This window comes from Thainema salinarum CENA647, from assembly GCF_057732415.1.
In genome coordinates this window covers 5622341-5633693 of record NZ_JBYJZJ010000022.1, presented here as the reverse complement: position 1 = coordinate 5633693, position 11353 = coordinate 5622341, and the positions used below count along the sequence as shown (strand labels likewise).

Sequence of the window (11353 nt, the reverse complement as noted above, 5' to 3'; positions counted from 1 at the left end):
TCAAGCTGATACCACAAGATTTATGCTTCTAGAGCCAATGACAGATTCGGGTCTGGTATCAACAGCCAGCCTGCGGCCTGCAATTTAGTTTGAATCACGTGCCACCAATGCTGAAGACGGTGATCGAAGTCAGAGCGGTGTATACCGTTGAGCCAAAGAATTAAAGCATCTTCACCATCGGGATAGTAATGCTTCCGACAGCCCGCGCGACGAAAGCCAAACTGCTCATAAAGTGCGATCGCACTTTGATTAGATACCCGTACCTCTAGCGTAGCCCGTTCTAAGCCTCGCTGTTGAGCAGACGTCAATAAAACGTAGAGCAAAAGCTGGCCTAATCCCTGGCGACGATAGGTGGGATCAACACCCAGTAAGGTGATGTGGGCTTCTTCTAAAATTGACCAGAGGCAGCCTAAACCAATGAACTGAGCCGTGAATTGCGATGAAATATCGGCAGCATGGGGTGCAACTATTGAGCATTCGGATGAGCCAGCAGTCCCCATACCATTACTTAAGCTGAGGCTACTCTCACGAACTACGCTGCTCAGCACAATCAAATCACTGTTGGGGCTATCGACCTCGCGACCGTATCCGTCGATCGTCCAGATTCCACCTAAACAACGCTGATCAAGGGCCACTAAATCGGTTAAATCTGTATGAGCAACGGTTTTGACATGCAGGATACGCTGAGCGGTAGAAGTTTCAAGCTGAGAAGGGGAATCAAGATCCACAGCGTCACCTTTGACGGCATTTTCAGTGATATGGCTGACGGGATTCTTGGCATCTGCTGACGCTGCGTCTATTGACATTGAACTCGGTACTCACGTGACATCCTTTTCTCTTAAAATAGACTCTTCAGCCTGTTCTCCTTAACTTATTTCAATCGCAATGGTTTCGACTCCTATCACTCCCATCAACTCTGGTCTGCAATATCTTCCTGAACCATCGGATCCATCAAACACTGAGCAATCGCCCAATCAACAGATTGCCCCGTTGACCGCTCGCGCCAATCAGCAGGATCACCTCGAAATCGGTGGTTGCGATGTGCCTCAACTGGTGGAGCAGTTTGGTTCACCGCTCTATATCTTAGATGAAGAGACGCTCCGGACAACCTGTCGGCAATACAAAGCAGCGTTTGCCGATTTTTATCCGGGTGAGACGTTGGTTTTGTACGCATCCAAGGCTTGGAACTGTCTAGCGGTATGTGCGATCGCAGATCAAGAAGGGCTTGGTATTGATGTGGTTTCTGGCGGAGAACTCTACACCGCTCTGGAAGCAGGCGTTGACCCCAGCCGCATCTACTTTCACGGCAACAATAAATCCCGCGATGAGCTGTATGAAGGGATTAGTTCAGGCTGCACGATTGTCGTAGACAACGCAGTTGAGCTAAACACGCTGATCCATCTGGCCCAGAATGAAGCGTCTGAGTTTGCGCCCGTGCGGATCATGCTGCGTCTGACGCCGGGAATTGAATGTCACACCCATGAATACATCCGCACCGGGCATTTGGACAGTAAATTCGGCTTTGATCCCGACCAGCTTGAGGATATTTTTCGGCAGATTAGCGAGCAGTCTGTCTTGAACTGTGTTGGCTTACATGCCCACATTGGCTCTCAGATTTTTGAACTCCAGCCCCATCAAGATTTAGCCGGAGTCCTAGTGCGTTGGATGAAGCAGGCCCGCAGCATGGGCTTACCGATTACCGAACTGGATGTTGGTGGCGGCTTGGGCATTTGCTATACCGAATCGGACGATCCACCGAGTATTCGACAGTGGGTACAGGTAATTTGTGAGCAGATTCAAGCCACTTGCGAAGCTGAAGGCGTTGAACTGCCCCGTTTAATGTGTGAGCCGGGACGGTCACTGATCGGGACAGCCTGCGTGACGGCTTACACGGTTGGTTCTCACAAAACGGTGCCCGGTATCCGCAACTATGTTGCGGTTGATGGCGGCATGTCAGACAATCCGCGTCCGATTACTTACCAATCGGTTTATCGGATTGCGCTGGCGAATCGGCTGTCGGCAGAACAAACTGAAACCGTGACGGTGGCTGGCAAACACTGTGAATCGGGTGACATCGTGATTCAGGAAGCAAGCCTGCCCCCGACTCAGCCCGGTGATACGCTCGTGGTATTTGCGACTGGCGCTTATAACTACAGCATGGCCTCTAACTACAACCGTGTGCCCCGTCCGGCTGCGGTTTTAGTGAATCAAGGAGAAGCCAGCGTTATCCTGCAACGGGAAACCTATTTAGACTTGATTCGGCAGGATCAACTGCCTGAACGGTTGAGAGGCTAAAACGGTTTGATTCAAGCTGGCTTGGCATCGGGATTGGATGCGATCGCAGTCTCAGTCCTAAGCTCCATATAGTTACAAAAGCTTAGGGCTTCCAATTGTGTTTTTTGCTCTAGATCCGCCAAAGCTTAGCCAGCTTAGCCTGGCTTTTTTGATTTTGCTGAAAGAGACTCCTTGATGGAAGCCTAAACTGGAGAAAGGTTAGACTGCAATCAGGCTCACCTGTAGGGATCGTCTCTCGTTATCGCAATATAGTTTCTGAGTTGGCTAAAGCAACACAAATTAATTTATATCTTGCATCATCCAAAATCTGAGGCCGTTATTTTGTTGCCGTGCAGTGGCAAGATTAACCCTCTGGGTTTTCATGCAAGATGTTAAGTAAACTTAGGAGTTTCGATAGAGTAAAGGCTGTCTCCCCGCTGGGCAACTGTGGCAAAACGGATCTAGTCATAGACTTAGCAAGGTTGGGCGAATAGTTAAAGCTGTGAATTCGTATCGGTAAATACGTACGATTAGTCTGGATCGGTTCAATGGGAAATCTTTGGAAGCAATGGCTGGAAAAGTTGACAATCACTCAGTCTGTGCTGCTTCCACTGGTTGATGTTGTACTGGTGCTGGCGCTGACTTACTTGGTGCTGGTGGTTATTGGCGATCGCAGAACGCTGTGGTTGGTTCGGGGACTAATTGTATTGATGCTGGCCGCTGCATTGAGTCGAGCAGTGGGTTTAACGTTACTCAGCTTTGTTCTAGACAAACTCGTCATTGGCTCTGCTGTGGCGATGGCGTTTATTTTGCAGGCTGAGTTTCGCCGCTTACTGGAGCAGATTGGCCGAGGCGAAATCATGCAGCTATTCCGCCCCGCGCAGGAACAGATCCCTAAGCCGGAAAATGTGATTGATGAAATTGTGGATGCGGTCAAGGAACTGTCTCAAAATCGTACGGGAGCCTTGCTCATTCTCGAAACCGATCGCCCCATTGATGAACGAGACTTTTCTGTGCCAGGCGTACGTATCAATGCCGAGGTTTCCAAAGAAATTCTGCAAACGATCTTTCAAACCAGTACGCTGCTGCATGATGGCGCGGTGTTCATTCGGGGATCGCGGCTCGTTTCGGCAGGCGTGATTTTGCCGATTTCGGAGCGGACAGCTTCGCGCCAGTTAGGAACCCGCCATCGTGCCGCAATGGGAATCACGGAGCGGGTAGAAAACTGTATTTGCGTTGTGGTATCTGAAGAAACAGGATCCATTTCTCTGGCGGAGCGAGGATTGCTCAATCGGCCTCTGACCAGCAGTAAACTGAGGGAACTGCTGAGGGCTAAATTCTCTCAGTCGGTTGAACGGGATGCGGTTTCTCCCCAACTGCTCAGTCTGGGGCGTCGGTTTATTGGGGGAGCGCAGGCGTTCGTTGCACGGATTTTTCGTCGTTCATTCTCGGCTTCGCGGGAGAAAAAATGACTGCTCAGTCACCTTTGTATCAGGCTTTGCCCCAAGATCTCGATCAGGAGCGTCTACCGAAACATATTGCAGTCATCATGGATGGCAATGGTCGCTGGGCTAAGCAGCGGGGACTCCCGCGGATTATGGGGCACCGCAAAGGAGTTGACACCCTCAAAGATCTCTTACGGTGCAGCCGAGATTGGGGCATCCAAGCGTTAACCGCCTACGCCTTTTCGACCGAAAATTGGGGCCGTCCGCTGGAAGAAGTAGATTTCTTAATGACGCTGTTTGAGCGAGTCCTGCGGCGGGAGTTAGAGGAAATGATGCAGGAGAATGTGCGGATTCGGTTTGCGGGCAATCTGTCGGCGTTACCCAATTCGCTCCAGTCCGAAATTGATCGAGCCATGACCAAAACGGCTCATAATCAGGGCATCCAGTTTACGGTGGCAACTAACTATGGTGGTCGCCAGGAAATTATTAATGCCTGTCGTGCGATCGCAACTCAAGTGCAGCAAGGCAAGCTTTCACCAGACGAAATTGACGAGCAAACCTTTGAACAGCATCTGTATACGGTTGGTTTAAGCGATCCTGATTTGCTTATTCGTACCAGTGGCGAACTGCGATTGAGTAACTTTCTGCTGTGGCAAATGGCCTATGCCGAAATTTACGTCACGGAAACTTTGTGGCCTGATTTTGACCGCGCCGAGTTTCATCAAGCACTGTCGAACTATCAACAGCGTCACCGCCGATTTGGCAAAGTTTAGGTGGTCTTGCCAAGCATAGGGGGGGCGCTGCGTCGCAGCGCCCCCCCTATGCTGTTAGAGAGCAATTATGGGCCTGAAAAAATCGCTTCATCTAGATCTTGGCGACTGAGGGAATACTTGAAACCGCGCTGAATTTCGCCTCCTGCCCCATCCTGAGTGCGACGATAGCGAACAAGCAGTGAATCAGTATCTAAAATCAAGTCTGCGTGCCAATCTGGGTGCTCCACGCTCCAGCAGTGCAAATTATCTTGGTCTTGCTCACAGCCTTTGGAGGTTAACCAGGCTTCAATTTCGGGCAGCGGATGATTGTAAAGGGGTGTATCCGGTGAAGGAAGGGTCATGCTCATAGAAATTGGATTGCGTTGATGATGAAAAGGGCGGCCTTAGCTTCAGATGAGCCTTACCTTAACTATAAAGACTTATCATCTATCCCCGGTACTTGTATATCCGGAACAGTAACAGTTTTAGCAGATGATTTGGATTCCATCGTTGTTGCTGATCGCTGAGAATCGAGAGATTGCGGACTCAAAGGACGAGAAGGTGAAACCGAAACTGTACCCTGCTTGTGAGCAGATTCCCGCGTATCTTCCTGCTGATTCGAGAATGGTGGTACGGCGGCTGATGGCGCTTGAAGGTGAGGAATCGTGGTTTCCGGTGTCTGAGAAGGAGTAGATGGCTGTTCTAGAGGTGAACTAGAGGGTTGAATAGGCGGAGCTTCTGGTGTGGTAGCGGGAAACTCAGATTGAGGATCTGACAATGAACTGCTGGGCTGAGAAACCGCTGCATCTTGCTTATGAGCAGACCTGAGGAAATCAAGCGGCACCTGGGCCGGATGAGATTGGAAGGCCGACTCTCCCTGCGTTAGCCCAATCGTGACCACAAGAATCAGACAGGCGACGAAGGTGATCCCGAGTAAAAATAGGGCAAACATCTCGCCTGCCGATAGCGGTCGATCCGTGGGATCAAGATAATCTTTTGTTGAGCGAAACGGCTGGATGCGATCGCGATTCACGGGTCGATTCAAATCCGATCTCACTTGAATCACCGGAATGCGGGAATAGCCAATTTTTTGGTCGTATTGCAATCGCCGCTCTGGACTGCTGAGGGTGGCATAGGCTTCGTTTAACAGGTGAAACTTTGCCTTCGCTAGCTCTGGCGGTAGTTGGGTCGTGTCCGGATGGTAGAGCTTACTGCGATCGCGATAGGCTCGCCGAATGTCTTGAACAGAGGCAGAAGGAGCTAATCCTAACAGGTCGTAATAAGTATCTGTGGGTGCTTTTGAGGTCGCCATACACGAATACAATCCTGTTCCGTTGTCCTCCTGGTCATTCGATCTGCCTTCAGCCGCGATCCAGTGCAGTCGGCTACCTTATCGGAAATCCGCTCATAAGAACCGCTTGTATTTTTTGTGAAAGCCAGACTGCGCGTGGATTTTCACAAAAATAATTCGGATGCTTTATAGCGGATTCGGCATTAATTCAGACAGGTCTCCAGGTATTTTAACCAGAATAGGCAGGATGGGGAATACTACTGTTTTGAGGACTCCAAGACTCCCTCTTATTCCACCACCTGCATCCATCGATCTGCCTCGCAGTTTTCCACGGATCGAGTCAAGCGAATTTGAGCCAGAATAAACACCACTGGCAGAATCCGGCCATAGTTGATTGAAATTGTTCGCCAACCTAAATCAGCAAAGAAATAAGCCCATAGTGCAGGGCCCAGAAAAGCCATGATGCTGCGGACTGCGCTGTAGCGAGCCGTTTGTACCACCATGCCGCGAGCGGCCATTTGAGCCGCAACCCGGCTTTGAACTTGTGCCGCCACGACTGTGCCACCCCGCACCAGCGTTTGCTTTGCCGCCTGGTAAGTGGCTGCTTGCACGGCGAACTGACGGGCAATTTGCTTCAGTAACCAGGGGCGTAACACCGACGAAACCGCCAGAGCACTACTGCCTTTGAGCAGCAACCGTAAGGGATCGCGGCGCAGGGCCGGAGGAAGATGAGGCGTAAGCTGAGCCGTATTGAGTGACGCTTTGACATTATTCGCTAAAGCCGTTTTCTCCTGGTTGGGGAGCCGATTCCAGGTGCGCAGAAGTAAATGCAGAAAAACCTCGGACTCTAAGTCGAGCGTACTCCAATCCGGTGTGTAGGTAATTTTCAAAAAGCGACAAAGCTGGATGAGGGCTTGGCGATAGCTAACGGTTTGCGCTTGACCCTTCAGGACGGTCATACCGTCTGCGGCGAGAAACCGAAAGCGATCTTCTAGAGAGGTAATCCAGTCATCGTAGTGCTGACTCTGGATATCAATCGGTTCGGGACTGTATAGATAGTCCAGCGGATTCAATCGACGACGAAACATCAAATCCGTTAAAACGGCTAGCTCATCTTCAGTCGCGAGTTCTAATCCCGCCCTTAGCTCATCCACGGGTGTCATACCTCCACGGAGCAGTTGAATTTAATCATGGTTGCTGAGTAATCGTCGCTAAGCGAGATTGGCCAGCAGTCTACAAATTTGCGTCAGTTCGCGTCTATTAGTCGAGTGATTGCGTCGGCTACTTCGACATATCAAACATACCAGTAACGTACCAGCACTGATACATTTTAGGACTCAGGATATCTGATGGTCGGAGTAAAATGCCTAGCAGTTTTTAGGATAAACAGCGTTTAAGTCAGAGAAATGTAGCTTAAGTCAGACGCAGTTCTAAAACTTTGCAGTAGGGTAAGGTGGACGCTCTGAGCTTGTTTCGATTTTGATTTTGCACCTAGCGAAACGTGGGTTGAAGAGAAGAAGATTATGTGCCCACCGTGTCTCAAAAGTTTCGGGTGTAAGATGTGAGTCGAGAAACAAGACGCAGCAAGATTTTATCAAACTTATATTGACTTGTATTGAAGGGACAGCGATGCAACCAGTTGTTTGGCCAGGTTCAACTCACCCCCTCGGTGCAACGTGGGACGGAGAAGGGACAAATTTTTCGCTTTTTTCAGAAAATGCGACCAAAGTCGAGCTATGTCTATTTGATGAGTCAGGACATGAGACCCGGATTGAACTGGTAGAAGAAGATAACTATATTTGGCACGGCTATGTTCCAGGCATCCAGCCGGGACAGCGCTATGGCTATCGGGTACATGGCCTCTACAATCCGCTGGCAGGCCATCGCTTCAACCCCAATAAGCTGTTAATTGATCCCTACGCGAAAGCGATCGCAGGTGATCTCAAATTTGGCCAAGAACTGTTTGGCTATGACACTGAGGCGGAGCTACCGCATTCACCCCCGGAAGATGAGCAGGACGACGACTATATTGAACCGTCGCTGGATCTATTCGTGGATGAATCAGACAGCGCCCACTTGATCCCCAAGTGCGTTGTCGTGGATGACTCGTTTGATTGGGGCGGCGATCGCATTTTGGATACGCCTTGGCATGAGACGGTGATCTACGAAACCCATGTTAAAGGGTTTACGATGCTGCATCCGGACATTCCAGAGCATCTGCGGGGCACCTATGCAGGACTAGCCCATCCGGCTGCGATCGCACATTTGAAATCGCTGGGGATCACGGCGATTGAGCTGCTGCCCGTCCACCATTTCAATGCTTGTCCTGGCCACCTAGTCGAGCATGGACTACGCAACTACTGGGGCTACGACTCGATTAACTTCATGGCTCCCTACTCCGGCTACAGCGCCAGCGGCATTATGGGCGAACAGGTGCGAGAGTTTAAGGAAATGGTCAAAGCCATGCACGCAGCTGGCATTGAGGTGATTCTAGACGTGGTGTACAACCACACGGGCGAAGGCAATCACCTTGGCCCCACGGTCAGCTTCCGGGGCATCGACAATGCCGCTTATTACCGACTGGTTGAGGACAATCCGCGCTACTACATGGACTTTACGGGCTGCGGCAACTCGCTGAACGTGCGCCATCCCCAGATTCTGAAGCTGATTATGGACAGCTTGCGCTATTGGGTGCTGGAAATGCACGTCGATGGCTTCCGATTTGACTTGGCTTCGGCGCTGGCGCGCGAACTATATGAAGTAGACAGCCTGGCAGCGTTCTTTGACATCATTCACCAAGATCCAGTTCTCAGCGTGATCAAGCTAATTGCTGAACCTTGGGACGTGGGCGAGGGCGGCTATCAGGTCGGCAAATTTCCGCTGCTGTGGTCGGAATGGAACGGCAAATATCGCGATACGGTTCGAGATCTGTGGCGTAGCGAACACAGCGGCATGGCCGAATTTGCCTATCGGTTTACGGGCAGTTCTGACCTGTATGAAATTAACGGTCGGCGACCCCACGCCAGCATTAACTTCATTACCGCTCACGATGGCTTTACGCTCAACGATTTGGTCAGCTACAACGAGAAGCACAATGAGGCCAACGGTGAAGAGAATCGAGATGGCGAAAGCTACAACCGCTCCTGGAACTGTGGCGAAGAGGGCTTAACCGATGATCCCGTCGTCTTACAGCTGCGGGCGCGGCAGCAGCGTAACTTTCTGGCGACGATGATGCTGTCTCAGGGGGTGCCAATGCTGCTGGGTGGTGATGAGATAGGCCGCTCTCAAAACGGCAACAACAATACTTACTGTCAGGACAATGAGCTGTCTTGGTTCAATTGGGATCTTCGCGAGAAAAACGCTGATCTGCTGGAATTTACTCGTCAGCTGATCCAGTTTCGGATGCAGCATCCGATCTTTCGGCGACGGCACTGGTTCCAGGGTCGAGAAATTCACGGCTCTGGTGTGATTGATATTGGCTGGTTCAATCCTGACGGCACGACGATGAGCGAAGAGCAGTGGCATGACGGCTCGGCCAAGTCGATCAGCATTTTCCTAAACGGCGAAGAGATTGCCGCACCGGGCTATCGAGGTGAGCGGGTGATTGATGATAATTTTCTGCTCTTTTTCAATGCCTACTATGAGGCGTTGAAGTACACTATTCCGGATAATCTGCAAGATCGGCAGTGGGGTTTAGTGCTCGATACGAAAAAGCTGCGTTTTCTAGACGAAACCGTGATCTTCACAGGCGACAAACCGATTCGAGTCGTGGCGCGATCGCTAATGGTCTTACGCCAAATTGGATAACTCTATAAAAAAGGACTGCTATTGCTGCGTCGCGGCAATAGCAGTCCTTTTTGAATGAAGATAGAAGTGGCGAAAGCTAAAACTTATGCTTCCTCTTCTTCAACCTGGCGAACGCCGACGACGCTGGTGTTGAAGTTGTAGTCAAATCCTTCTAGCTCAATTTGAGTGCCAATTTTGACCTTGTTATTACCAAAAACAATGCCGTCACCCGTCACCTGAGCATTGCTTTGCAGTGTGATCAGCATATCAACCGTATAGTTCAACTCAGGCCGGGGATCAGGTGCCGTGCTGACTGACCCATCCGGCTGCGGGACGGCAACGCTGCGCGGTAGGGATTTCACCTCTGCGATCGCAACTTCACCGTAGGGCTGATTGCGGATAATAATATTGGTTGTCTCCGCTGTTTGCAGTTCCTCCAGCAGAGCCGCCGGATCGCTCACCGTCAAGCCCCGCACCATCACGTCAACCTGAACGGGCTTAGTGGTCACGCCAACCTGAGCCACTGTGCCGGATGCGCCTGGATAAAAGAAGATCCCGAAGATCGCCAGTAAAATAATCAGGGCAGCACCGATGTCTAAGATGCTGACCTTACCAAACAGGCGTCCTTTCGAATCAATGATTGCCATAGTTATATGCCGTTGCCTCATCGCAAATTATGGGCAAGCTGAGTTTAGTGCTCATTGCTCCAAGCTAATCTATCGCATTTTGCCCAGACCGCGATCGCAATTTGCCGGACGGACTTCCCATCTGGTTTTCCCATTGGATTGATTTGCACACCTGAAAATTTTTGCAACATTTTGTGCGACATTCCCGTCATAACTGTTTAGTGACACGGTTGCCTCCTGCGGACCTGCTGTTCATTTCCTCACAACACACCATGCTGAAATTCATGTCTTCTTTCTCTATGCATCAACTGCGCCGCCGCTGGCTATATGGGCTTATGGCTGCTGTTATGGCAGTGGGCATTAGCGTTGCCACTCCTCGGCCTTCTCACGCTCTATCCATTTTTGATTTGATTTTTCGGGGCATTCAGATTATTCAAATTGAAAATATGTCGGACTCACAGGAAGTTCGTCTGGGCAAGCAGATCAATGATCAAATGGTGGGCCGGAGTTTTCGTCTCTATCGCGATCGCGAGTTGAATGAGTACGTTGATGCTATTGGTCAACGGATGGCCGCTGCCAGCAGTCGTCCCGGTATTCCCTACACGTTCCAAATTGTGGAAGATCCCAATATCAACGCGTTTGCCACAATGGGCGGCTACGTTTATGTCACGACAGGACTGATGGAAGCAGCCGATAATGAAGCTCAACTCGCCAGCGTCGTCGGTCACGAAGTGGGCCACGTGGCTTCGCGTCACGCACTGGAACAAATGCGCGAAACCATGATCGCCCAAGGCATTGCCAGCGCGGCTGGTCTAGACAGTAACGTGGCAGTGGCCATTGGAGTTGACCTGGCGCTGCGCCGACCCGCCAGCCGAGGCGACGAGTTTGAAGCCGATGAGCGAGGACTAGCCAACCTGATTGATGCGGGATATGCGCCCTCTGCCATGCCAGCATTCATGGAGAAACTGGTCGGACAGCCCTCTCCGCCCACCTTCTTGAGCACTCACCCTGCCGCTAGCGATCGAGTTGAACGCCTACAGGCATTAATCGATCCTGCGATCGCAGATGTCGGTGATGGTCTAGACACCGTTGCCTATGACAACCGCATTCAGCGCTTGCGCTAACGGAGTTATTCATTTCATGCAAGAGACGGCAAGGGCTGACCCTTGCCGTCTTCTT

10 protein-coding genes are annotated in these 11353 nt (G+C 50.9%); 5 read left to right on the top strand and 5 right to left on the bottom strand.

Features of this window, described 5'->3' with window-relative positions:
• Positions 1 to 20 precede the first annotated feature (20 nt).
• Positions 21 to 806: a ribosomal protein S18-alanine N-acetyltransferase gene (gene rimI / locus AC286M_RS31445; protein WP_488208149.1), complete on the bottom strand. Its 786-nt coding sequence runs from the start codon at positions 804 to 806 to the stop codon at positions 21 to 23.
• A 79-nt stretch (positions 807 to 885) separates the two neighbouring features.
• On the opposite strand from rimI, the gene lysA reads away from it, so the two are divergent.
• The 3 genes from lysA (at position 886) to uppS (ending at position 4492) form a co-directional block, all read left to right on the top strand.
• The gene (gene lysA, locus AC286M_RS31440; protein WP_488208148.1) at positions 886 to 2295 is read left to right on the top strand and encodes a diaminopimelate decarboxylase; all 1410 of its coding nucleotides are present in this window, start codon (positions 886 to 888) and stop codon (positions 2293 to 2295) included.
• A 527-nt stretch (positions 2296 to 2822) separates the two neighbouring features.
• A complete protein-coding gene (gene cdaA, locus AC286M_RS31435; protein WP_488208147.1) occupies positions 2823 to 3746 on the top strand; it encodes a diadenylate cyclase CdaA in 924 nt (307 codons plus the stop codon).
• The gene (gene uppS / locus AC286M_RS31430; RefSeq protein ID WP_488208146.1) at positions 3743 to 4492 is read left to right on the top strand and encodes an undecaprenyl pyrophosphate synthase; all 750 of its coding nucleotides are present in this window, start codon (positions 3743 to 3745) and stop codon (positions 4490 to 4492) included. Before cdaA ends, uppS begins: the two co-directional genes overlap by 4 nt.
• Positions 4493 to 4557: 65 nt before the next feature.
• On the opposite strand, the gene AC286M_RS31425 is transcribed toward uppS, so the two are convergent.
• From AC286M_RS31425 to AC286M_RS31415, 3 genes are all read right to left on the bottom strand, one after another.
• Positions 4558 to 4839: a DUF3143 domain-containing protein gene (locus AC286M_RS31425; protein WP_488208145.1), complete on the bottom strand. Its 282-nt coding sequence runs from the start codon at positions 4837 to 4839 to the stop codon at positions 4558 to 4560.
• Positions 4840 to 4901: 62 nt separating this feature from the next.
• The gene (locus AC286M_RS31420; protein WP_488208144.1) at positions 4902 to 5783 is read right to left on the bottom strand and encodes a J domain-containing protein; all 882 of its coding nucleotides are present in this window, start codon (positions 5781 to 5783) and stop codon (positions 4902 to 4904) included.
• A 266-nt stretch (positions 5784 to 6049) separates the two neighbouring features.
• Positions 6050 to 6925 carry a YaaW family protein gene (locus AC286M_RS31415; protein WP_488208143.1) on the bottom strand — a complete coding sequence of 292 codons (876 nt, stop codon included), beginning with the start codon at positions 6923 to 6925 and terminating at the stop codon, positions 6050 to 6052.
• Between the two features lie 466 nt (positions 6926 to 7391).
• Between AC286M_RS31415 and glgX the strand changes: the two genes are divergently transcribed.
• Positions 7392 to 9569 carry a glycogen debranching protein GlgX gene (gene glgX, locus AC286M_RS31410; RefSeq protein ID WP_488208142.1) on the top strand — a complete coding sequence of 726 codons (2178 nt, stop codon included), beginning with the start codon at positions 7392 to 7394 and terminating at the stop codon, positions 9567 to 9569.
• Positions 9570 to 9652: 83 nt separating this feature from the next.
• Here the strand turns inward: glgX and AC286M_RS31405 are convergent, their stop codons facing one another.
• The gene (locus tag AC286M_RS31405) at positions 9653 to 10195 is read right to left on the bottom strand and encodes a DUF4330 domain-containing protein (RefSeq protein WP_488208141.1); all 543 of its coding nucleotides are present in this window, start codon (positions 10193 to 10195) and stop codon (positions 9653 to 9655) included.
• Between the two features lie 263 nt (positions 10196 to 10458).
• Between AC286M_RS31405 and AC286M_RS31400 the strand changes: the two genes are divergently transcribed.
• Positions 10459 to 11298, top strand: a complete 840-nt coding sequence (locus AC286M_RS31400; RefSeq protein ID WP_488208140.1) for a M48 family metallopeptidase — start codon at positions 10459 to 10461, stop codon at positions 11296 to 11298.
• Positions 11299 to 11353: the final 55 nt, after the last annotated feature.

Excerpts from the sequence above, each read along its gene's own strand:
- rimI (WP_488208149.1), bottom strand. The coding sequence starts at position 806 with ATGTCAATAGACGCAGCGTCAGCAGATGCCAAGAATCCCGTCAGCCAT.
- lysA (WP_488208148.1), top strand. The coding sequence starts at position 886 with ATGGTTTCGACTCCTATCACTCCCATCAACTCTGGTCTGCAATATCTT.
- cdaA (WP_488208147.1), top strand. The coding sequence starts at position 2,823 with ATGGGAAATCTTTGGAAGCAATGGCTGGAAAAGTTGACAATCACTCAG.
- uppS (WP_488208146.1), top strand. The coding sequence starts at position 3,743 with ATGACTGCTCAGTCACCTTTGTATCAGGCTTTGCCCCAAGATCTCGAT.
- AC286M_RS31425 (WP_488208145.1), bottom strand. The coding sequence starts at position 4,839 with ATGAGCATGACCCTTCCTTCACCGGATACACCCCTTTACAATCATCCG.
- AC286M_RS31420 (WP_488208144.1), bottom strand. The coding sequence starts at position 5,783 with ATGGCGACCTCAAAAGCACCCACAGATACTTATTACGACCTGTTAGGA.
- AC286M_RS31415 (WP_488208143.1), bottom strand. The coding sequence starts at position 6,925 with ATGACACCCGTGGATGAGCTAAGGGCGGGATTAGAACTCGCGACTGAA.
- glgX (WP_488208142.1), top strand. The coding sequence starts at position 7,392 with ATGCAACCAGTTGTTTGGCCAGGTTCAACTCACCCCCTCGGTGCAACG.
- AC286M_RS31405 (WP_488208141.1), bottom strand. The coding sequence starts at position 10,195 with ATGGCAATCATTGATTCGAAAGGACGCCTGTTTGGTAAGGTCAGCATC.
- AC286M_RS31400 (WP_488208140.1), top strand. The coding sequence starts at position 10,459 with ATGTCTTCTTTCTCTATGCATCAACTGCGCCGCCGCTGGCTATATGGG.